Origin of the sequence: Methylobrevis albus (assembly GCF_015904235.1) — a bacterium.
In the GTDB taxonomy this organism is placed as follows: Bacteria; Pseudomonadota; Alphaproteobacteria; order Rhizobiales; family Pleomorphomonadaceae; genus Methylobrevis_A; species Methylobrevis_A albus.
Genome location: NZ_JADZLT010000049.1, coordinates 54,437 through 75,425, shown reverse-complemented (window position 1 = coordinate 75,425; position 20,989 = coordinate 54,437). Strand labels below are relative to the sequence as shown.

Sequence of the window (20,989 nt, the reverse complement as noted above, 5' to 3'; positions counted from 1 at the left end):
GCGTGCGGCCTCAATCCGGACAGGGCGCGAGCGTCACCGGATCGGCGTCGGCGCCGACGATCTCCCCGAGTTCGCGGCAGGCGCCGGCGACGCAGAGCGACCAGTCGCCGACCCCCGGCGCGGGCGAACGGCGCAGGACCAGCCGGTCGCGTCGGTCGTCCGCCGGGTTCCAGGTGTAGAAGCCGTTTTCGAGCCGCGCGTCGGGGGCGGGCTCCATGCCGGCGCCGGAGCCCTTGATCCGGACCTCGACCAGCCGGAGGTCCGCGCCCTCGATCCGCCAGTCCTCCTGCCACGGCACCTTCTCGATGGTGTGCGTCCAGGCCAGCGTGAACACGGTGGCGGCGACGCGCACGAGTTCGGCGCCGCCCGCAAGGCAGAGCGCGCTCACCGCGCCCCGGCGTCCGCCGCCCGCGCCCGGCGGGCGCGCAGCACCAGCCAGCCGATCACCACCGCGCCCGACGCAAAGCCGATCTCGTCGGTGATCGGCAGCGCCGTGATCAGGAAGGCGGCGGAGACGAAGGCGGCGAGCCGTTCCCAGACCCGGAGATGCACGCCGAAGAAGCCGATACCGGCGATGCCCCACAGCGTGATCGCGAACAGCGCCTTGAACACCGTGTAGACGACGGCCGGCCAGAAGCCGATCGCGAGGGCGAGCGGCCCGCCGTCCTGCAGCATGATGGTCGGCGCGTAGACCGCCATGAACGGCACCACGAAGCCGGCGGCGGCGATGCGCACCGCCTGCAGGCCGATCTTCATGCCGCTGACTTTCGCGATCGGTGCCGCGGCGAAGGCGGCGAGCGCCACGGGCGGCGTCAGGTCGGCCATGATGCCGAAGTAGAACACGAACATGTGGCTGACGATCAGCGGCACGCCGAGTTCGAGCAGCGCCGGGCCGGCGATCGACGAGGTGATGATGTAGTTCGGGATCGTCGGCACGCCCATGCCGAGGATGAGGCAGGTCAGCATGGTGAGGACGAGCGACAGGAACAGCGAGTTCTCGCCGACCGCCACGATGACACGGGCGAAGGTGCTCGCCGAGCCGGTGAGCGCCAGCACGCCGATGATGATGCCGACCAGCGCGCAGGCGACGCCGACGGGCAGCGCATTCTTCGCGCCCTCGCCGAGGCTTTCGAGGCAGAGCTTCAGCGTGGCGCGGCCGCCGCGCACCACGAGGTTGACCAGCACCATCAGCAGCACGAGCAGGAAGATCACGGTGATGCCGCGGATCTCGGTGCCGGCGATGGTGAAGCTGGTGCCGAAGCCGGCGGCGGCCGAAAGGCCGAGCGCGACCCAGAACAGCACCCGCGGGATCGGCCCGAGCGCCATGCCGAGCGGCATGCCGAGCACGATCAGCGCGGTGAGGCCGAGGCCGACGGTGCCGGCGAACAGCGGCGTGTAGCCGGAGAACAGCAGCCAGACCAGCGCGACCAGCGGCAAGAGCAGGAACCACTTCGACCGGATCGCGCCGAGCGCGCTCGGGCAGTCGGCCTTCGGCAGCCCGGCGAGGCCGAGCCGGCCGGCCTCGAGGTGGACCATCCAGAACACGGTGACGAAGTAGAGGATCGCCGGCACGATCGCCGCCTGGACGATGGTGACGTACTGGACGCCGAGGGTCTCGGCCATGATGAAGGCGACGGCGCCCATCACGGGGGGCATGATCTGGCCGCCCATCGACGAGGTCGCCTCGACGCCGCCGGCAAAGGCCGGCTTGAAGCCGAAGCGCTTCATCAGCGGAATGGTGAAGGCGCCGGTGGTGACGACGTTGGCGACGCCGGAGCCGTTGATCGTGCCCATCAGCGACGAGGCGACGACCGAGACCTTGCCGGGGCCGCCGCGGGTGTGGCCGACGGTGCCGAGGGCGATGTCGTTGAAGAGCTGGATCATGCCGGCGCGCTCGAGGAACGAGCCGAACAGGATGAACAGGAAGATGTAGCTCGACGAGACATAGGTCGGCGTACCGTAGATGCCCTCGGTGCCGAGGAACAGCACCTCGACGACCTGCTCGAAGTCGTAGCCGCGGTGATTGAGCGGGCTCGGCATGTACTGGCCGAACAGGCCGTAGGCGAGGAAGATGGCGCAGACCAGCGGCAGGCCCCAGCCCATCATCTTCCAGCCGGCGACGAAGACCAGCGCCACCGCCGCGACGCCGACGACGAGGTCGGTCTCGGTCGGCAGGCCGGCGCGCAGGATGAGGTCGCGGTAGAACACCCAGTGGTAGAAGCCGATGGCAAAGCCGGCGAGCCCGAGCGCCGCCCAGAACAGGCGGCCGCCGGCGCGCGGATCGGCATTGGCGACAAGGCCGAACAGCAGCAGCAGCAGGAAGCCGACGTGCACCGAGCGCACCACCTGGCTCGGCAGCGGCGCGTAGGCCGCGGTCCAGAGCTGGAACGCCGAGAAGGCGACGGCGACCGAGAACAGGATCGTCGCGCCGCGCCCGAGCCCCCAGCCGGGAATGTGCTCGGCCACTTCCGCGGCGCGCTCGGCTTCGGTCATGGGCCGCGTCTCGGTCGGGGGCCGCGTCTCGGTCATGGCACGTCCTTGGGGTTCGTCGAGGCGGTCGATCGGGCGGGGCGAGGCGGGCGCCGGAAACCGGACGCGGAAGGCGCCGGCCCGGCCGAAGCCGGACCGGCGAAACGCGCCGGCCGAAGGATCAGCCGGCGAGCCGGGCTTACATCAGGCCCTGTTCCTTGAAGTAGCGCTCGGCGCCCGGATGCAGCGGCGCCGGCGAGACCAGCGCGTCGGCATCGAGCTTGATGTCGTTCGCCGCGGCGTGGGCGGCGGCGAGATCGGGCAGGCTCTCGAAGATCGACTTGGTCATCGCATAGACGGTCTCTTCCGGCACGTCCGAATGGGTGACGAGGTAGTTGATCACCGTGGCGGTGGCGATGTCCGCGTCCTGGCCCTGGTAGGTGCCGGCCGGGATGGTGCCGGCGGCATAGGGCGCGCCGATCGAGTTCACCGCGTCGGCCGGGATCTCGACCACGGTGATCGCCACCGAGTTGGCGAGGTCGCGCAGCGAGGCGACGCCGAGGCCGGCCGACTGCAGCGTGGCGTCGATCTGGCGGTTCTTCATCAGCTCGACCGATTCGGCGAAGGGCAGGTACTCGACCTTGCCGAGGTCGTCGTAGCTGAGCCCGGCGGCGCCGAGCACGGCGCGGGCGTTGAGCTCGGTGCCCGACGCCGGGGCGCCGACCGAGAGGCGCTTGCCCTTGAGGTCGGCGAGCGTGGTGATGCCCGATTCCTTCGAGGCGACGATCTGGATGAAGTTCGGGTAGATCGCGGCGATGGTGCGCAGCTTGTCGAGCGGACGGGCGAAGCCGACCTCGGCGTTGCCGGCGTAGGCGTCGCGCAGGCTGTCGCCGAGGGTGAAGGCGATCTCGCCGCGGCCGGCCTGCAGCAGGTTGAGGTTTTCGACCGACGCCTTGGTCGCCTGCACCGACGGACGGGCGTCCGGCACCTTGGCGGCGAAGATCTTCTCGAGGGCGACGCCGAGGGGATAGTAGACGCCGGCCTGACCGCCGGTGAGGATGTTGACGAAGGTTTCGGCGCGGGCCGGCAGCGCGACGGCAGCGGCGACGACGGCGGCGACCGCGAGGGTCTTGAGGCGCAGCATGTCTGACTTCTCCCTGGTGAGGTTCGATGGTCCGAACGGTCGGAGCGTTCGCTCTCTGGCGTCACAGGAGGCCTTTATCGGCCAAAAGTGCGGGCCGATACAACCGCCTATCGCCCGCCGGGTGCTCCGGAGCCCGTCCGGCGGCCGCCGGACGCGTCAGGCAGCGGTTCGCCGTGCTAGTGTCGGCGCGTCCGGCGCGGGTGGCGGCAGCGGGCCGTGCCGCCTTGAAAAGAGGGTGATTTCGGCATGACGGAGAGCTTCGACATCGTCATCGTCGGCGGCGGTATCGCGGGCGCCGCATTGGCGCATTTCCTCGGCGGCCGGCGCGACGTGCTGCTCATCGAGCGCGAGGCGCAGCACGGCTATCACTCGACGGGACGCTCGGCGGCGGAGTTCACGCGGCGGTTTCACGCGCCGCTGGTCGGCCGGCTCGCCGAGGTGAGCTGGGATTTCCTCACCCGGCCACCCGAGGGATTCGCCGAGGTCGAACTGCTGAAGCCGCGCGGCAACCTCCTGATCGCCGACGCCGAGAAGGCGGACCACCTCGCCGCGGTGTTCGCCCGCGAGAGGGCGGCGGGCGGCAGCCCGATCGAATGGCTGACGCCGGCCGAGGCGATCGCGCGGGCGCCGATCCTGCGCGAGGACTACGTCGCCGCCGCCTTCTACGACCCGGACTGCTACGACGTCGAAGTGGAAAACCTGCTGCAGGGCTTCGTGCGCTCGGCGCGGCGGACAGGCACGCGGATCGAGCTCGGCGCCACGCTGACCGCCGCCCGCCGCGACGGCGACGGCTTCGTGCTGGAGACGACGCGCGGCGCCTTCCGCGCCGGAATCGTGGTCAACGCCGCCGGCGGCTGGGCCGATCCGGTCGCCGCCCTGTTCGGCGCCGCCTCGCCCGGCCTCACCCCGTACCGGCGCACCGCGATCACCGTCGACCTGCCCGCTGGGATCGACGCCAACAGCCTGCCGGAGATCAACGAGATCGACGAGGTCTACTACTTCAAGCCCGACGCCGGCCGGCTGATGGTGTCGCCGGCCGACGCGACGCCGACCGAGCCCTGCGACGCGCAGCCCGAAGAACTCGATATCGCCTATGCCGCCTGGTACCTCGAACAGGCGACCACCGTGCCGGTGCGGGCGATCGCCCACAAATGGGCGGGCCTGCGCACCTTCGCGCCCGACCGCGCGCCCCTCGTCGGCTTCGCGCCGGACCAGCCCGGCTTCTTCTGGCTCGCCGGCCTCGGCGGCTACGGCATCCAGTCGTCGCCGGCGATCGGCCGCTATGCGGCGGCGCTGCTGCTCGATGGCGCGCCGCCGGCCGACATGGTGGCGCGCGGGGTCGATCCCGCCGCCCTCGATCCCGCCCGCTTCCGTTCCTGACATCGAGTTTCGAGGATTCCGCCGCCATGCGCGTGTTCACGCCCGACGAAACCGCCGCCCGCCTGCCCTACGACCGCCTCGTCGCCGGCCTCGACCGGGTGCTCGCCAGCGGGCTGGAGGCGCCCGACCGCCATCACCACACCATGCCGCGCAGCGGCGAGGCGGACGCGGTGCTCCTGCTGATGCCGTGCTGGCAGGGGGCGGAGGGCTATGGCGGGGTCAAGATCGTCAACGTCACCCCCGGCAACGCCGCGCGCGGCCTGCCGGCGATCGCCGCCTCCTACCTCGTGTTCGACGAACGCACCGGCCGCCACCTCGCCCTGCTCGACGGCGGCACGCTGACCGCCCGGCGCACGGCGGCGGTCTCGGCGCTCGCCGCCTCGAAGCTCGCGCGGCCGGAGTCATCCCGCCTGCTCGTCGTCGGCGCCGGCCGGGTCGCCAGCGAGTTGCCGCACGCCTACCGCGCCGTGCTGCCGATCACCCGCGTCGACGTCTGGAACAAGACCGCGGCGAATGCCGAGCGGCTGGTGGCGCGGCTCGTCGCCGAGGGGATCGACGCGCACCTCTGCGCCGACCTCGAAGCCGGGGTCGCAAGCGCCGACGTCGTCGCCTGCGCGACCCTCGCCGCCGAACCGGTGGTGCAGGGCGCCTGGCTGCGGTCCGGCCAGCACGTCGACCTGATCGGCGCCTTCACGCCGGCGATGCGCGAGGTGGACGACGCCGCGATCGCCAAGGCCGCGATCTGGGTCGACACCCTGACCGCGCTCACCGAGGCCGGTGAGCTGATCCTGCCGATCCGCGCCGGGGTGATCACGGCCGGCGACGTGCGCGGCACGCTGCCCGAGCTTTGCGCCAACGGCGCGCCGGCGCGGGCGGAGGGCGCGATCACCCTCTTCAAGAGCGTCGGCAGCGCCGCGGAAGACCTCGCCGCGGCGATCGTCGCGCTGGAGGGCGGGATCTAGGCCCTCACGCGCCCTCGAGACGGGCGCGCAGGCGGTTCTCCTGGTCGGCGAGCTCCGGTGTCATCGCCTCGCCGAAGTCCGCCATCTCGTAGAACGGGCGGACCTCGATCTCGCTGCGGCTCGGCATCGGGTTGGGGCAGCGCTTCACCCAGGCGAGCGCCTCGTCCATGTCCTTCACCTGCCAGACCCAGAAGCCGGCGACGAGTTCGTTCACCGCCGCGAAGGGGCCTGGCACGACCGTGCGGTCGCTGCCGTCGAAGACGACGCGGTAGCCGACCGACGACGGCTTCAGCCCGTCGCCGGTCACCATGATGCCGGCCTCGACCAGTTCCTCGTTGAACGCGCCCATCGCGGCCATCAGTTCGGTCGAGGGCATCAGGCCGGCCTCGCTGTCCACGGTCGCCTTCACGATCACCATCACGCGCATGGCGTTTCCTCCTATTGCCGTGCTGCCGGGATGCGGCGCATCCCCTCTTCCCATTGACGCACCGGCAAGGCGCCCGCCGACAGGCGACGCGGATTTTCACCGCGTTTTCCGGCCGTGCTTGCGGCGGCCGCCACACCGGCGCCGCGCTGTTAACCATAAAAGAGCAAAATCTCGCCCCCATGCTGCAGAACGGTTCATGTTTCGTTAACCTGAATATTCCCGGACCAGGAGATGGACAGGATGTCGACGGCGCTCCGTGACGGCGTGCAAGGGCTCGACCTGACGCTGCGGCTGACCCTTGCCGTGCTGTCGCTGGCGAGCGGCGTCTATACCTATCTCGGCGTGCGCGACCTGCTCGACGGCAGCGCCGCGACGGTGGCCTTCGCCGCGGCGATCTACTCGATCGCGGTGTCGGTCGGCATCTACGCCTTCTGGTCGTTCATGATGCGCTTCCTGCCGCATGTGCGCGACTTCGGCAGTCGCATCGTGCTGACGCTCGCCATGCTGCTCGGCTCGGCGATGATCGTCGCGATGTCGTCCTGGCTCAACGCCGCGGCGCTCGCCGGCTCCGCGGCGGTGGAGCAGCATCTCGCCTATACGCTGGAAGACTATTCCGCCGACCTCGACCGCGCCCACAACCGGGCGCTCGCCGCCCAGAGCCTGCTGCCCGACATCGAGATGGCCTCGGTGCGGTTCGCCCGGCTCGCGGACGCCGAGCGCGACGACGGCTCGCTGACCGGCACGTCGGGCTCGGGCACCGTGGTGCAACTCCTCAGCCAGATGTCGAACCAGCTCACCGGCCTCGCCGGCGAGGTGCGCGCGTCCGGCGAGCGCGTCGCGGCGCTCTATACCGAAGGCAGCGCGCATATCCAGAAGATGCGCGAGCTGGTGTCCGCCGGCGGCCCGGTCGCGCCGCGCACCGAGGCGTTCGGCACCGAGGCGATGGGCCTGATCGGCACCATCGCCGGCCTGCAGCAGACCTCGGTCGCCGCCGCCGTCAAGCGCGCCGCCGACGACCTCGCCATCGGCTTCATCGCCCCGGTCGCCGACGGCGCCAGCGCCGACCTCGCCAGCCGCCAGACCGCCATCGTCGGCAACGTCGAGCGCGCGGTCGCGGCGCAGTCGGTCGCGCTCGCCAATGCCGCCGAGGAAATCCTCTCGGTGGAATCGCCGCCGCCGACGCGGTTCCAGCCGGTCTCCACCGCCGAGGCGGTGCTGCGCTATGCCGGCGACTTCCTGCCGAGCTGGGCCGGCGCGGTGTCGATCGACCTGTTGCCGGCGGTGATGGTGATCATCCTCTGCGTCGTGCACGCCGCGATCCGCCGCGAGGGCGACCCGGTGGCGAGCGCCGGCACGATGACCGCCGCCGACCTGATCACCGCCGCGCGCCTGCTGCGCGACGTCGACAACGAACGCCTCGCCTTCGCGGCGCCGGTGCCGGCCGCGATGCCGGTCGCCGTGCCGGTCGAGGCGCCGGCCCCGACGTCGCGGCCGGAAGCGGCCCATGCCGAGGCGGCGCCGCCCTTGGCCGAGCCCGCACCAGAGCCGGCCGGCCCGTCGGCGCAACTCGTCGATGACGCCAAGATCACGCCGCTGCCCTCGAACCGGCTGGGGAAGAAGGAATGACGCGGCGCGACGAGACGGCCGGACCCGATCGCCGGCAGCGACCGGAAGCCCCGATGAGCTTCGGCCGGCGCCGCAGCGACGTGCTCGGCGCGCCGCGCGTCACGGCGCCGGTTGCCGGCAGCGGTGCGATGCCCGTCGGGGCCCCGCGGTCGCCGGCCGGCTGGGCCGAGCGGCTGCGGCGCCGGCCGGACGAGACGGTGCTGCGCGTCGTGTTCGGCGCCATGCTGGTCGCCACCGTGGTGGTGGTCGGCGGTGACCTGCTCGGCATCAGCGGTACCCATCCGGCCGACGCGGCGCTGCCCGCCGAAGAGGCCGGGCCGGCGCGGCCGTTCCTGCCGACGGTGAGCCCGGTGCCGCCGGGCGGCGCGCAGGACGCCGACCGCAACGCCCAGCTTTCGGCCGCGATGCGCTTCGAACTCGGCCCCGACGGCCGTCTCGCCGCCATCGGCACCATCACGCCGGGCACCGCCGGGCGGCTGGAGCAGGAACTCGCGCTGCGCGGCGACTACGTCACCACCGTCGTGCTCGATTCGCCCGGCGGATCGGTGCGCGACGCCATCGCCATGGGCCAGCTGATCCGCAGCCACGGATACGGCACGTTGGTCGGCGACGGCGGCTACTGCGCCTCGTCCTGCCCGCTGGTGTTCGCCGGCGGCGTCACCCGCCGCGTCTCGCCGGACGCCTCGGTTGGCGTGCACCAGGTGCTGTCGGTCTCCGACGGCCCGGTCGACGCCGCCCGCGACATGAACGAGGTGCAGCGCGTCTCCGCCGAATGCCAGCGCCACCTCTACGAGATGGGCGTCGATCCGCGGGTGTGGATGCACGCCATGGAGACGCCGTTCGAGAGCCTGTTCTATTTTGCCGGCGAGGAGATGGTGGAGCTGAAGCTCGCCACGGCGATCGAGGGGTAACATCCCTCCCCCTTGTGGGGAGGGTGGCCCCGCGGAGCGGGGTCGGGAGGGGTAACGGCCTCTCCCAAGACTCGGTCCCTGGCCGTGTCGCGCATGTTGTTGCCGAAGCTTTCCTTCTTGAGGGGTAACAGCCTCTCAGCGTCTCGAGGCGAGGCTGCAACCCCTCCCGACCCGGCCTGCGGCCGGGCCACCCTCCCCACAAGGGGGAGGGATGTTTACGCCGCGCCTCTCCCCCCTACCGATACAGATCCTCCCGCGTCGGCGGCATGCCGGACGGGCCTTTGCCGCGGCGGGTGGCGACCGTCTGGAAGATCTGCAGCGTGCCGCGCTGGAAGGCGAGCGAGACGCCCGAGAGGTAGAGCACCCAGAGCCGGTACTTCGCCTCGCCGACCTCGGCGATCGCCGCGTCGCGGGCGTCGATCAACCGCCGCGCCCAGAGCTCCGTGGTGCGGCCGTAGTGCTCGCGCCAGCCCTCGACGTCGTGCACCTCGAAGCCGTAGCCCTCCAGGTTACGCAGCGTCATGCCGATGTGGTCGACCTCGGCGCCGGGGAAGATGTAGCGCGTCATCGCCTCGTACTCCGCGCGCTTGGCGCCGAAGGCCTTTTCGGTGCGCTTGCCGCGCCGGGTGATGGCGTGGTGCAGGTAGACGCCGCCCGGGCGCAGCAGCTCGCGGATCTTCGAGAAATAGGCGGCGTGCTGGGCGATGCCGACGTGCTCGAACATGCCGATCGACGAGATCTTGTCGAACGGCCCCTCGACCTCGCGGTAGTCGACGAGGCGCACCTCGGTGCGGCCGGCGAGGCCGCGCGCGGCGAGGCGGGTGCGGGCGAGCTCGGCCTGCTCGGCCGACAGCGTGACGCCGAGCGCGGTGACGCCGTAGTGCTCTGCGGCATGGCCGATCAGCGCGCCCCAGCCGCAGCCGATGTCGAGCAGCCGGTCGCCGGGCTGCAGCCGCAGCTTGCGGCAGATCATGTCGAGCTTGTCGGCCTGTGCGGTGGCGAGATCGCCCGACCAGTCGCGAAAGTAGGCGCAGGTGTAGACCATCGCCGGGTCGAGGAAGAGCTCGTAGAAGCGGTTGGAGACATCGTAGTGGAAGGCGATGTCGGCCTTGCCGCTGCCGCGGGCCCGGCTGGCGTCGCGGCCGCCGTCGAGGCTGGCGAGGGCCGGGGCAGACTTCGCGAACAGGAACGGCAGCAGGCAGGAGAGCACGAGGCGCTTGTCGAGCCGGCGCCGGATCTCCCGTGAGGCAACCGCGGGCCGCGCCGCGGCGAGGTCGAACAGCGTGCCACCGCGGATGTCGAGCAGGCCTTCGGCGTAGAGGTCGATCAGCGTCGGCGCGCGCGGCCGCCGGACGAGGCGGGTGATCGCCGCGGGCGCCGCAACCGCAATGCGCAAGGGATCGTCACCACGGCCGGCCGGCAGCACCGAGCCGTCCCAGAGTTCGACGCCGACACCGCCGCCGGCGATCTCGAGGAGGTGCGTGAACAGCCGCCGCGCCGCGCCGAGCAGGCGGTCGTCGTTCTTGGTCGGCATAGGCTGCCCTCCCTGCCGGCGCCGCCGGCCCGCTCCGTCCTCGCCCCGGACAGTGCCGCAATGCAGCAGCCGCGGCAATCGCCGCCCGCCCGTCCGCGACCGATCGCGGGCGGGCGGCGGCCCGCCTTTGGCAAGGCGGCCGCGGCGACAAGGTCGATGGACGGTCGAGGGGGCGGGATCAGTGGCCCTGGTGCGCGTCGCCGTGACCGTCGCCTTGCGCCTCGGTCGGGGCGCGGGCGCCGATCTTGTCGACCGCGAGCTCGACCGAGACGGTGCCGGCGCGCTCGAAGGTGAGTTCGACCGGCACCCGCTCGCCCTCGACCAGCGGCGCGGCGAGGTCGATCAGCATCAGGTGCAGGCCGCCGGGGGCGAGCGCGACGGTTGCGCCGGCCGGCATCGGCAGGCCCTCGGGCAGCGGGCGCATGACCATGACCCCGTCGGTGACGGACATCTCGTGGATCTCGACCCGTGCCGACGCCGGCGAGGTGGCGGAGACGAGGCGGTCGTCGGTGCCGCCGGCGTTGACGACGGTGAGGTAGCCGCCGCCGACCCGGGCGCCGGGCGGCGTCGCCCGGGTCCAGGGATGCTCGATCGCGAGGTCGCCGAGCTTGTACTCGTGCGCGGCCGCGGTGGAGGCGAGCAGAACGGGCGTGGCCGCCGCGGCGCCGACGAGCGGCAGGGCGACGAGGAGGGAGCGCAGGATGGTGTGCATGAGGATATCCGGCATCGCCGCCGGGTGACGCGCTGCGCGCGAAAGTCCGGTCGGCGGAGACAAAAATGGCGGGTTGCGGGAAGCGTGCGCTTCCTAGACGTCGGCCGCTGCCGGCGGGGCGCGGGCGCCGTGGCTGGCGACGGGCGGCCGGGACAGCGCCCCGAAGGCGGCGAGCGTGCGGTCAGTCGCGATGCTTCCGCGCCGGAGCGGCGGCGTGGCCGAGGGCGCGGCGCCCGCCAGCGGGCCGGTCGGCACGGCATGGCAGTGCACGGTGCAGTCGGCGACGTGGGGCGCGCCGGAGGACGGACCGCCGGTGGCCGCCTCGGCGCAGAGGACGGCGAGGCGGCTCGCGAGGTCGGGCGCGCGCGGCGCGGCGAAGGCGCCCTCAAAGGCCAGCAGCCAGAACGCGATCGCGAGGATCGCGGCCGCCGTCCAACGGTCGTCGAGGATGCGCCTGAGGTCGCCCATGCCCCTTCCATGCCAGAAGCGCGGCGCGCTGTCAGCGGCGAAGTGCCGGCACGGGCCGGCGCGGCGGGCTCAGGCGATCAGCTGGGCGAGGTCGCCGTCGACGACGAGGCGGTCGATGATGCCGGTCGCCAGCATGGCGCGCACCGCATCGGCCTTTTGGCGGCCGGCGGCGACCAGCACGACCTCGTGCTTCATCAGGTCGTCGAGGCTGACGGCGGCGGTGCGGTAGTTGAGGTCGGTCGGCACCAGGCGGCCGCGGGCATCGAAGAACTTGCCGGTGGAATCGGCGATGGCACCCGCAGCTCGCAGCGCGGCGAGCTCCTCGCGGGTGACGAGGCCGCTTGAGAACAGGGTCGAGCCCTCGGTGAGTTCGCCGCAGCCGACGAAATAGACGTCCGCCGCGCGGGCGACCTCCAGCGTCTCGCGCACGATGCGCTGGTTCATGATCACCTCGCAGTCGCGCTCGCTGTCGACGATGTAGGGGGCGGCGAAGAAATGCGCCTCGCCGCCGCAGGCGGCCGCGAGCCGGATGCAGGCGTCGAACGGGTTCGCCTTGGCGGTGCGGGTCAGCGAGCCGACGAGGGCGACGAAGCGGGTGTCCTTTTTGCGGATGCCCGACAGCGCGTCGGCCATGCGCGACACGGTGCGGCCGAGGCCGATGCCGATCGTCACCGGCCCATCGACCGAGAGCTTGCGCGCGAGCAGCCCGGCGGCGGCGATGCCGACGGCGCGGCGGGCGATGTCGTCCTCGGCCTCGGTCGGCGGCAGTGCGTGGTCGACCACCTGTGGCGGGGTGACGATGCACTCTTTCAGGCCATAGCCGGAGACGAGGCGGTCGGCCTCGCGCAGGGTCTGGGTCGTCTCGTGCTCGATCGAGATGCGAACGATGCCGCGCTCACGGGCTTCCGACAGCATCCGGGTCACGCGGAAGCGCGAGATGCCGAGGGCGTTGCCGACTTCCTCCTGGCTCTGGCCGCCGACGTGGTAGAGCCACGCGACGCGCACCAGGAGATCGTCGTCCTTCGAGGTTTCGGACATGCTTTGAAGGCTCTCGGCGACAAGGGGGAATCGATCTGGAAGGATTTAGGTGCGCAACTTTCCACGCTCGCGGCGCCGGATGCAACAGCCGAAGGCGATCGCGGTTCCCCGCGTCCGTCCGCGGCGTTCGAACCCGCCCAAGAAAAAGGCCGGGCGATCGCTCGCCCGGCCCCTTTCGGATCAACGGTTTGACGTGCGCCTTCAGGCGGCATCGCCCTCGGCCTTGATCTCCTTGCCGGTCGCCTGGTCGACGACCTTCATGGAGAGGCGGACCTTGCCGCGCTCGTCGAGGCCCATCAGCTTGACCCAGACCTTGTCGCCTTCCTTGACCACGTCCTTGACGTTCGCGACGCGCTGGGCGGCGAGCTGGGAGACGTGGACGAGGCCGTCGCGGGAGCCGAAGAAGTTCACGAAGGCGCCGAAGTCGACGACCTTGACGACGGTGCCCTCGTAGATGGCGCCGACTTCCGGCTCGGCGGCGATGCCCTTGATCCAGTTCAACGCGGCCTGGATGGCCTTGTTGTCCGAGGAGGCGACCTTGACGGTGCCGTCGTCCTCGATGTTGATCTTGGCGCCGGTCTTCTCGACGATCTCGCGGATCACCTTGCCGCCGGTGCCGATCACTTCACGGATCTTGTCGGTCGGGATCTTGATCACCTCGATGCGCGGCGCATGCTCGCCGAGCGAGGAGCGGGCGCCGGTCAGCGCCTTGGCCATCTCGCCGAGGATGTGCAGGCGGCCGCCCTTGGCCTGGTCGAGGGCGACCTTCATGATCTCCTCGGTGATGCCGGTGATCTTGATGTCCATCTGCAGCGAGGTGACGCCGTTCTCGGTGCCGGCCACCTTGAAGTCCATGTCGCCGAGGTGATCCTCGTCGCCGAGGATGTCGGACAGCACGGCGAAGCGGTCGCCTTCCTTGATCAGGCCCATCGCGATGCCCGCGGTGGCGGCCTTCAGCGGCACGCCGGCGTCCATCAGGGCGAGCGAGGCGCCGCAGACGGTGGCCATCGACGAGGAACCGTTCGACTCGGTGATCTCCGAGACGACGCGGATCGTGTAGGGGAAGTCGTGCTTGGCCGGCAGCATCGGGTGCACCGCGCGCCAGGCGAGCTTGCCGTGGCCGATCTCGCGGCGGCCCGGCGAGCCCATGCGGCCCGTCTCGCCCACCGAATAGGGCGGGAAGTTGTAGTGCAGCATGAAGTTCTGCTTGTAGGTGCCCTCGAGCGCGTCGACGAACTGCTCGTCTTCGCCGGTGCCGAGCGTCGACACCACGAAGGCCTGCGTCTCGCCGCGGGTGAACAGCGCCGAGCCGTGGGCGCGCGGCAGCACGCCGACTTCGGCGACGATCGGGCGGACGGTGACGAGGTCACGGCCGTCGATGCGGCTGCCGGTGTCGAGGATGTTCCAGCGAACGATCTTCGCCTGCACGTCCTTGAACACGGCGGCGACGGCTTCCTTGGTGAAGCGCGGCTCTTCGCCTTCCGGGAACAGCGCGGCCTTGACCTTCGACTTCGCGGCGTCGACGGCGGCGTAGCGCTCCTGCTTGACGGTCAGCTTGTAGGCTTCGCGCAGGTCGGCCTCGGCGACGGCGAGCACGGCCTGCTCGATCTCGGAGCTGTCGGGCAGCACGAAATCGCGCGGCTCCTTGGCGGAACGCTCGGCGAGCTTGATGATCAGGTCGATCACCGGCTGCATCTGGGCGTGGCCGAACATGACGGCCGCGAGCATGACGTCCTCGGGCAGTTCCTGCGCTTCCGACTCGACCATCAGCACGGCGTCGTGGGTGCCGGCGACGACGAGGTCGAGCTTGGAATCGACCATGGAGTCGACCGGCGGGTTCAGCACGAACTCACCGTCGAAGTAGCCAACGCGGGCGCCGGCGATCGGGCCCATGAACGGCACGCCGGAAATCGTCAGCGCGGCCGAGGCGGCGACCATGGCGAGCACGTCGGGCGCGCTCTCCATGTCGTGCGTCAGCACGGTGACGATCACCTGCGTGTCGCACTTGTAGCCTTCGGGGAACAGCGGGCGGATCGGCCGGTCGATCAGGCGCGAGGTCAGCGTCTCGTGCTCGGACGGACGGCCTTCACGCTTGAAGAAGCCACCGGGGATCTTGCCCGCGGCGAAGGCCTTCTCCTGGTAGTTGACGGTGAGCGGGAAGAAATCCTGGCCCGGCTTCGGCTCCTTGGCGGAGACGACGGTGGCGAGCACGGTGGTCTCGCCGTAGGTGGCGAGGACGGCGCCGTCGGCCTGGCGGGCGATACGGCCCGTTTCCAGGGTGAGCGGACGACCGCCCCACTCGATCTGGACGCGCTGGGTATGGAACATGGGTAGGCCTTTCCTGTGGCACGGCGCGGGCCACGGGCAAGACGGCGAGAGGCTCTCGAGGCTCTTCCCCCGCGGGGGCGAGGGAAGAGACGTCGGGACGGAGCCCCTGGCGATCCTGCCCCGTGTCCGGGACGCCGCTCTGTTCGTCGCGCCCGCCGGACCCGGATGGTCCGCAGCTTCAGGCGCAGCTTCGAACCGGGGGCGCCACCGTGGCGCCCGGGGTCCGGTCCGCGCGTCGCGCCCCCTCGGGGGTGCACCGCGCGTCTGGTCCGGCGCGGCGGGCTGAGCCGCCGGCACCGGGGATCCATAAGAAAAAGGGGCGAAGCGCTGGGCCCGCCCCCGTTTCACGTCGTCGGCGTCAGCGGCGCAGGCCGAGACGGCCGATCAGGCCGGTGTAGCGCGCCTCGTCCGACTTCTTCAGGTAGTCGAGGAGCTGGCGGCGCTGGCTGACCAGCTTCAGGAGGCCGCGGCGGGAATGGTTGTCCTTGCCGTGGGTCTTGAAGTGCTCGGTCAGGTTGGAAATGCGCTCGGAGAGCAGCGCCACCTGGACCTCGGGCGAACCGGTGTCGTCGGCCTTGGTGGCGTATTCGGAGATCAGCTGAGCCTTGCGCTCGTTCGTGATCGACATCGGGCAGTCCTTTCAAAAAGGTCGCCGGCGCGTCAGGCGCCGGTGAGGTTGAACACGCGCGTCGGATGAAAAGACCCCTGTTCGAGTTCGCCCAGCGCCACCAGGTCACCCTGGCTGACGGCATAGGCCGAACCTTCGAACGTCGGAGCATCCCGTCCGCGCAGCAAGACCGGTTGCCCATTGCGCAACCGGTTTGCGTCCGCTGCCGAAACGGCCAGCGCCGGGATGTCGTCCAGCGCGGTCTCAACGGGGCGGATCAGGCCGGCGGAGAGGGCTCCGCCAGCGCCGGGGTTATGACGCACTTCCTCCAGCATTTCCAGAGAAATCATGTCGTCCTCGCCGAACGGGCCGACCACCAGACGGCGCAGTTCCGCGACATGGGCGCAGGTGCCGAGCCGGCGGGCGATGTCGCGGGCGAGCGCCCGGACATAGGTGCCCTTGCCGCATTCGGCCTCGAAGATCGCGGTGTCGGCGTCGGGACAGCCGACGAGATCGAGGGCGTGCACCGAAATCGTGCGCGCCTCGAGCTCGAAGCTCTCGCCGGCGCGGGCGAGGTCGTAGGCGCGCTCGCCGTCGACCTTGATCGCCGAGAAGACGGGCGGCACCTGGCTGATCTCGCCCTCGAACTCGTCGAGCACGGCATCGATCTCCTCGGCCGTCGGCCGGTGGTCGGAGGTGGCGACCACGCTGCCCTCGGTGTCGTCGGTGGTGGTCTCGGCGCCCCAGCGCACGGTGAAGCGGTAGACCTTGCGCCCGTCCATCACGAAGGGGACGGTCTTGGTCGCCTCGCCGAGGGCGATCGGCAGCATGCCGGTGGCGAGCGGGTCGAGCGTGCCGGCGTGGCCGGCCTTCGAGGTGCCGACCAGCCGCTTCACGGCGCCGACCGCCTGGGTCGAGGTCATGCCATAGGGCTTGTCGAGCACCACCCAGCCGTGGACGGTGTTGTTCTTCTGCTTGCGGGCCATCTTCGGTTTCATCTCCGGAAGCGTCGGCGGGAATTGGACCCGGCGGGCGCGCGGAACGCGTTGGGATCGCACGACGATCGTGCGGTCACGGGTGGGTTCGCCAGATCCCGCGCGGTCGGCACCGCGCGTGGGATCAGGTCGCGTCGCCGTCTTCGTCGTCGCCCTTCAGGTCCTGCGCCACCTGCGGCGAGCGCAGGATCGCGTCGATGCGGGCGCTTTCCTCGAAGCGGCTGTCGTAGCGGAAGCGGATGTCCGGGGCGTATTTCAGGTTCACCTTGCGAGCGACCTGGCCGCGCAGGAACTTGACGTGCCGGTCGAGCAGCTTCGCCGCATGCGAGGCGTCGCCGCCGGCGGTCAGCGTCACGAACACCGTCGCGTGCTTCAGGTCGGGCGACATGCGCACTTCCGGCACGGTGATCAGCAGGCCGGCGATCTCGGGATCGGAAATCTCGCCGCGCGCGATGATCTCGGCCACGACATGGCGGATCAGTTCGCCGACGCGGAGCTGGCGCTGGGAGGGGATGCCCGGCGCGGTGCCGGAGGAATGTTTCATGCCTTAGTCCTTCACGAGTTCGGCCTGCGGCGCAACCGTCGGAACGGGCCGGCCGGCCTCGATGTGTCTTGCCGCTTCCGCGGCGTTGGTGGCGCGGATCTTGTCGACCCAGCGGCGGATGCCCGGCACGCGGTCGAGGCCGCCGGCGGCGCGGACGTTCTGGTAGAGGTCGATGAACACCGGCCACTCCGGCATCACCGTCCAGTCGACGGTGTCCATCATTGCCTCGGTCAGCCCCTCGGCCCGATAGATCTGCGGAATTTCGCCGAGCATGCCGGCGAAGATCGCCTTGGTCCGGAGGCATTTGACGCAGAGGCCGCAGTTGTCGGGCCGCGCCTCGCGAACGCCGCAGAACGAGATCGTGCGCAGCGCGAGGTCGTCCTTGGCGATCTCGACAACCTTCTCGCAGCGCGAGACGTCGTCGCACAGCGATTCCATCACCATCCGGCTGCCGCGCAGATAGCGGTTGGTGACGTGGTTCATGCCCCAGGGATGCGAGGCGAGGTCCATCTCCTGCGTGCAGTCGGCGGCAAAGCGCGCGCTGCCGAACAGGCCTGACAGCAGGAAGATGTGGCCGGCGAGCGCGAGGCCCCAGCCGTGATAGCCCTTGGCGATGAGCCCCGCATTGCTGCGCAGCGTGATCTGCCGGTAGTTCTGCCGGGCGAGCAGCGGCGCATTGCGCGCGATCAGGCGGTTGAACCCGTCGATATTGGCGGTGCGGTAGTCCATGCCGTGCACGGTGAGCGCCGTCGTCTCGGTCTCGCGCCGGCCGAGCCGCAGCAGCATGTGGGTGGAATCGACGCCGCCCGAATAGCACACGAGTTCGCCGGGCTGGCGCGGCGCGGGGGCCGGCACGGCGTCGGCGGTGATCTGCACCTCGCGGAATTTGCTGGGCACCCACATCTCGAAGGTGCGCGAGAAGCGCACCGCGTTGGCGATCACCAGCGGATCGACCGGGCCGGCGATGTGGATGTCGTAGCCGCCGCGCCGCAGCATCGCGCGCGGCAGCAGGTGCCACACCGCGAAGCTGAGGTCGGTGAGCTTCGGCAGGTCGACGCCGTCGACGTCGTAGGTGACGACGCCCTTCGAGGTGGCGAGTTCGACGTGATTGCCGTTCTGCACGATCTGGAAGACGGTCATGACAGTCGTTTTCGCGGCGGCGGTCGGAAACGGACGGCCGTCGCCGGCGGGTCCTTGATGAACGAACGGCCGGCGCCCGAAGGCGGCCGGCCGTTCGCCGTGCGGTATGGGACCTGGGTGATCAGAGCGTGCGCGCGATTTCCTCGACGCGGAAGCACTCGATGATGTCGCCGGCGCGCATGTCCTGGTAGTTCTCGAAGTTCATGCCGCACTCCTGGCCGGCGTGAACTTCCTTCACGTCGTCCTTGAAGCGCTTCAGCGTGCCGAGCTTGCCCTCGTGGATCACGACGTTGTCGCGGATCAGGCGAACCTGCGCGCCGCGCTCCACCGAACCTTCGACGACACGGCAACCGGCGACCTTGCCGACCTTGGTGATGTTGAAGATCTCGAGGATCTGCGCATTGCCGAGGAAGGTCTCGCGACGCTCCGGGCTGAGCATGCCGCTCATCGCCGCCTTCACGTCATCCACGAGGTTGTAGATGATGTTGTAGTAGCGAATTTCGGTGCCCGAACGCTCGGCCGCCTGCCGCGCCTGCGTGTTGGCGCGGACGTTGAAGCCGATGATCGCCGCCTCGGACGCTTCCGCCAGGGTGAGGTCCGACTCGGTGATGCCGCCGACGCCGCCGTGGACGATGCGCGCACCGACCTCGTCGTTGCCGAGCTTCTCCAGCGCGCCGACGATCGCCTCGAGCGAACCCTGCACGTCGGTCTTGATGACGAGCGGGAAGTCCTTGCGGCCGGCGGTCTGCAGCTTGGTCATCATCTGCTCGAGCGAGCCGCGGGTGCCGGCTGCGGTCTTCAGCTGGTTCTCGCGCTTCGAACGGATGCGGTACTCGGTGATCTCGCGGGCGCGGGCCTCGCTGTCGACCACCGCGACGCGGTCGCCGGCATCGGGGGTGCCCTGGAAGCCGAGCACTTCGACCGGCATCGACGGGCCGGCGGACGGCACCTGCGCGCCCTTGTCGTTGAGCAGCGCGCGGACGCGGCCCCACTCGGAGCCGGCGACGAGGATGTCGCCGACCTTCAGCGTGCCGCGCTGCACCAGCACCGAGGCGACCGGGCCGCGGCCCTTGTCGAGCTTCGCCTCGATGACGATGCCTTCGGCGTCGCGATCGGGGTTGGCCTTGAGTTCCAGCACTTCCGACTGCAGCAGGATGGCTTCCAGCAGCTTGTCGAGGTTCATCTTCTTGGTCGCCGAGACCTCGATCTCGAGCGTGTCGCCGCCCATCGACTCCACCACGATGTCGTGGCGCAGCAGATCGGTGCGGACGCGCTCGGGCTTGGCGTCCGGCTTGTCCATCTTGTTGACGGCGACGATGATCGGCACGCCCGCCGCACGGGCGTGGGCGATCGCCTCCACCGTCTGCGGCATGACGCCGTCGTCGGCGGCCACCACCAGGATGACGATGTCGGTCGCCTTGGCGCCGCGGGCACGCATCGCCGTGAAGGCGGCGTGGCCGGGGGTGTCGATGAAGGTGATCTTCTGGCCGTTCTGCTCGACCTGGTAGGCACCGATGTGCTGGGTGATGCCACCCGCCTCACCGGCGACCACGTTGGCGTGGCGCAGCGCGTCGAGCAGCGAGGTCTTGCCGTGATCGACGTGGCCCATGATCGTGACGATCGGCGGGCGCGGCGTCGTGTCGTCGGCGTGATCGGCCTCGGCGTAGAGACCTTCCTCGACGTCGGAGTCGGCGACGCGCTTGACGGTATGGCCCATCTCGGTCGCGATCAGCTCCGCCGTATCGGCATCGATCACGTCGTTGATCTTGAGCATCTGCCCCTGGCGCATCAACAGCTTGATGACGTCGACGGCGCGCTCGGCCATGCGGTTGGCGAGTTCCTGGATGGTGATCGCCTCGGGCAAGATCACCTCGCGCATCACCTTCTCGCGCGGCCCGCTCTGGTGCGACCGCTTTTCCTTCTCGCGGCGGCGGCGCAGGGCCGCGAGCGAACGCCCGCGCTCGCTGTCGTCGTCGGAGAGGGCGGTGGTGATGGTGAGACGGCCCTTGCGGCGGTCGTCGGCACCGCGCTTGACGGGGGTCTTGACCTCCGGCGCGCGGGGCTTCTTGACGCCCGGCGTCTTCGGGCGACCGTCGTCCTCTTCCTCGACGTCGCGGGCGACGACCGGGGCAGTGCCCGGCTTCGGCCGCGAAAGGTCGGGCGTGGCGGCGGTCGGAGCCGCGGCGACGACGGGTGCGGGATTGGCGGCGGCATCCGCAGCGGCGCGGGTGGCCTCCTCGGCGTCGCGCTTGGCGGCCTCGGCGGCGGCCTTCGCGTCGGCGGCGGCGCGCTCGGCGGCGATGCGCTCTTCCTCGGCGCGGCGGCGCGCGTCTTCCTCGGCGCGGCGGCGCTCCTCGACCTCACGGACGCGGGCGTCGGCCAGCGCCTGGGCGCGGGCGTCGAGTTCGTCCTGGCTCAGCGAGCGCAGCACGACGCCGGGGCGGCGCTGCTGCGGCTGCGGCGGGCGCGGCGGTTCACGCTGGGTCTGCACGAGCTCGACGGTGCGCGTAGCCGGCTGCTGCGCCGCGGGCTCATCGGCGCGCGTCGTGCGGCTCTTCTTCTTCTCGACGACGACCGCCTTGGTGCGCCCATGCGAAAAGCTCTGCCGGACGGTGCCCTGCTCGACCGTACGCCGGAGGGTCAACGTCTTCTTCGCGGGCACGCCAAGAGTCTTGTCGTCAGTGTTCTTCGTATCGCTCATGCC

18 protein-coding genes are annotated in these 20,989 nt (G+C 70.7%); 4 read left to right on the top strand and 14 right to left on the bottom strand.

The genetic code is table 11. The features are described 5' to 3' along the window. Window positions 1-10 precede the first annotated feature (10 nt). The 3 genes from I5731_RS07630 to I5731_RS07620 form a co-directional block, all read right to left on the bottom strand. Window positions 11-388, bottom strand: coding sequence for a DUF1850 domain-containing protein (locus I5731_RS07630; RefSeq protein ID WP_328838380.1), 378 nt, complete (start codon window positions 386-388; stop codon window positions 11-13). Then, window positions 385-2,493 (bottom strand): TRAP transporter permease, encoded by a 2,109-nt coding sequence (locus I5731_RS07625; protein ID WP_197310770.1) that lies wholly within the window; start codon window positions 2,491-2,493, stop codon window positions 385-387. The genes I5731_RS07630 and I5731_RS07625 overlap by 4 nt, the downstream gene beginning before the upstream one ends. A gap of 175 nt (window positions 2,494-2,668) precedes the next feature. Beyond that, entirely contained in the window at window positions 2,669-3,613 is a 945-nt protein-coding gene (locus I5731_RS07620) for a TAXI family TRAP transporter solute-binding subunit (RefSeq protein WP_197310769.1), read from the bottom strand. 246 nt (window positions 3,614-3,859) lie between these two features. Between I5731_RS07620 and I5731_RS07615 the strand changes: the two genes are divergently transcribed. Continuing rightward, window positions 3,860-4,993, top strand: coding sequence for an NAD(P)/FAD-dependent oxidoreductase (locus tag I5731_RS07615; RefSeq protein ID WP_197310768.1), 1,134 nt, complete (start codon window positions 3,860-3,862; stop codon window positions 4,991-4,993). Window positions 4,994-5,019: 26 nt separating this feature from the next. Beyond that, on the top strand, window positions 5,020-5,955 hold the full coding sequence (gene lhpI, locus I5731_RS07610; protein WP_197310767.1) for a bifunctional Delta(1)-pyrroline-2-carboxylate/Delta(1)-piperideine-2-carboxylate reductase: 936 nt from the start codon (window positions 5,020-5,022) through the stop codon (window positions 5,953-5,955). Between the two features lie 4 nt (window positions 5,956-5,959). Here the strand turns inward: lhpI and I5731_RS07605 are convergent, their stop codons facing one another. Then, the gene (locus I5731_RS07605; protein WP_197310766.1) at window positions 5,960-6,382 is read right to left on the bottom strand and encodes a YciI family protein; all 423 of its coding nucleotides are present in this window, start codon (window positions 6,380-6,382) and stop codon (window positions 5,960-5,962) included. 240 nt (window positions 6,383-6,622) lie between these two features. On the opposite strand from I5731_RS07605, the gene I5731_RS07600 reads away from it, so the two are divergent. Then, window positions 6,623-8,008, top strand: a complete 1,386-nt coding sequence (locus I5731_RS07600) for a hypothetical protein (RefSeq protein WP_197310765.1) — start codon at window positions 6,623-6,625, stop codon at window positions 8,006-8,008. 53 nt (window positions 8,009-8,061) lie between these two features. Then, window positions 8,062-8,919 carry a COG3904 family protein gene (locus I5731_RS07595; protein ID WP_235981631.1) on the top strand — a complete coding sequence of 286 codons (858 nt, stop codon included), beginning with the start codon at window positions 8,062-8,064 and terminating at the stop codon, window positions 8,917-8,919. A gap of 235 nt (window positions 8,920-9,154) precedes the next feature. Here I5731_RS07595 and I5731_RS07590 read toward each other — a convergent pair whose 3' ends face one another. The 10 genes from I5731_RS07590 to infB form a co-directional block, all read right to left on the bottom strand. Next, entirely contained in the window at window positions 9,155-10,453 is a 1,299-nt protein-coding gene (locus tag I5731_RS07590) for an SAM-dependent methyltransferase (RefSeq protein ID WP_197310764.1), read from the bottom strand. Between the two features lie 178 nt (window positions 10,454-10,631). Next, window positions 10,632-11,165, bottom strand: a complete 534-nt coding sequence (locus I5731_RS07585; RefSeq protein WP_197310763.1) for a copper chaperone PCu(A)C — start codon at window positions 11,163-11,165, stop codon at window positions 10,632-10,634. Between the two features lie 93 nt (window positions 11,166-11,258). Next, entirely contained in the window at window positions 11,259-11,633 is a 375-nt protein-coding gene (locus tag I5731_RS07580) for a hypothetical protein (RefSeq protein WP_197310762.1), read from the bottom strand. A gap of 69 nt (window positions 11,634-11,702) precedes the next feature. Next, window positions 11,703-12,671, bottom strand: coding sequence for a sugar-binding transcriptional regulator (locus I5731_RS07575; protein ID WP_197310761.1), 969 nt, complete (start codon window positions 12,669-12,671; stop codon window positions 11,703-11,705). Between the two features lie 201 nt (window positions 12,672-12,872). Next, window positions 12,873-14,999 (bottom strand): polyribonucleotide nucleotidyltransferase, encoded by a 2,127-nt coding sequence (gene pnp / locus I5731_RS07570; protein ID WP_197310760.1) that lies wholly within the window; start codon window positions 14,997-14,999, stop codon window positions 12,873-12,875. Between the two features lie 358 nt (window positions 15,000-15,357). Then, a complete protein-coding gene (gene rpsO, locus I5731_RS07565; RefSeq protein WP_197310759.1) occupies window positions 15,358-15,627 on the bottom strand; it encodes a 30S ribosomal protein S15 in 270 nt (89 codons plus the stop codon). Window positions 15,628-15,659: 32 nt separating this feature from the next. Continuing rightward, window positions 15,660-16,604, bottom strand: a complete 945-nt coding sequence (gene truB / locus I5731_RS07560) for a tRNA pseudouridine(55) synthase TruB (RefSeq protein WP_407941831.1) — start codon at window positions 16,602-16,604, stop codon at window positions 15,660-15,662. A gap of 121 nt (window positions 16,605-16,725) precedes the next feature. Further along, window positions 16,726-17,145: a 30S ribosome-binding factor RbfA gene (gene rbfA / locus I5731_RS07555; protein ID WP_197310757.1), complete on the bottom strand. Its 420-nt coding sequence runs from the start codon at window positions 17,143-17,145 to the stop codon at window positions 16,726-16,728. Window positions 17,146-17,148: 3 nt separating this feature from the next. Further along, complete coding sequence (locus I5731_RS07550) at window positions 17,149-18,285, bottom strand: hypothetical protein (protein ID WP_197310756.1); 1,137 nt, start codon at window positions 18,283-18,285, stop codon at window positions 17,149-17,151. A gap of 121 nt (window positions 18,286-18,406) precedes the next feature. Beyond that, a complete protein-coding gene (gene infB, locus I5731_RS07545) occupies window positions 18,407-20,986 on the bottom strand; it encodes a translation initiation factor IF-2 (RefSeq protein ID WP_197310755.1) in 2,580 nt (859 codons plus the stop codon). Between the last annotated feature and the right edge of the window lie 3 nt (window positions 20,987-20,989).

Bases quoted from the DNA above. Each gene is read 5' to 3' on its own strand.
- I5731_RS07620 (WP_197310769.1), bottom strand. From the start codon at position 3,613: ATGCTGCGCCTCAAGACCCTCGCGGTCGCCGCCGTCGTCGCCGCTGCC.
- I5731_RS07575 (WP_197310761.1), bottom strand. From the start codon at position 12,671: ATGTCCGAAACCTCGAAGGACGACGATCTCCTGGTGCGCGTCGCGTGG.
- infB (WP_197310755.1), bottom strand. From the start codon at position 20,986: ATGAGCGATACGAAGAACACTGACGACAAGACTCTTGGCGTGCCCGCG.
- I5731_RS07585 (WP_197310763.1), bottom strand. From the start codon at position 11,165: ATGCACACCATCCTGCGCTCCCTCCTCGTCGCCCTGCCGCTCGTCGGC.
- I5731_RS07595 (WP_235981631.1), top strand. From the start codon at position 8,062: ATGAGCTTCGGCCGGCGCCGCAGCGACGTGCTCGGCGCGCCGCGCGTC.
- I5731_RS07590 (WP_197310764.1), bottom strand. From the start codon at position 10,453: ATGCCGACCAAGAACGACGACCGCCTGCTCGGCGCGGCGCGGCGGCTG.
- truB (WP_407941831.1), bottom strand. From the start codon at position 16,604: ATGAAACCGAAGATGGCCCGCAAGCAGAAGAACAACACCGTCCACGGC.
- I5731_RS07580 (WP_197310762.1), bottom strand. From the start codon at position 11,633: ATGGGCGACCTCAGGCGCATCCTCGACGACCGTTGGACGGCGGCCGCG.
- rpsO (WP_197310759.1), bottom strand. From the start codon at position 15,627: ATGTCGATCACGAACGAGCGCAAGGCTCAGCTGATCTCCGAATACGCC.
- I5731_RS07600 (WP_197310765.1), top strand. From the start codon at position 6,623: ATGTCGACGGCGCTCCGTGACGGCGTGCAAGGGCTCGACCTGACGCTG.
- pnp (WP_197310760.1), bottom strand. From the start codon at position 14,999: ATGTTCCATACCCAGCGCGTCCAGATCGAGTGGGGCGGTCGTCCGCTC.
- I5731_RS07625 (WP_197310770.1), bottom strand. From the start codon at position 2,493: ATGACCGAAGCCGAGCGCGCCGCGGAAGTGGCCGAGCACATTCCCGGC.
- I5731_RS07550 (WP_197310756.1), bottom strand. From the start codon at position 18,285: ATGACCGTCTTCCAGATCGTGCAGAACGGCAATCACGTCGAACTCGCC.
- I5731_RS07615 (WP_197310768.1), top strand. From the start codon at position 3,860: ATGACGGAGAGCTTCGACATCGTCATCGTCGGCGGCGGTATCGCGGGC.
- rbfA (WP_197310757.1), bottom strand. From the start codon at position 17,145: ATGAAACATTCCTCCGGCACCGCGCCGGGCATCCCCTCCCAGCGCCAG.
- I5731_RS07605 (WP_197310766.1), bottom strand. From the start codon at position 6,382: ATGCGCGTGATGGTGATCGTGAAGGCGACCGTGGACAGCGAGGCCGGC.
- lhpI (WP_197310767.1), top strand. From the start codon at position 5,020: ATGCGCGTGTTCACGCCCGACGAAACCGCCGCCCGCCTGCCCTACGAC.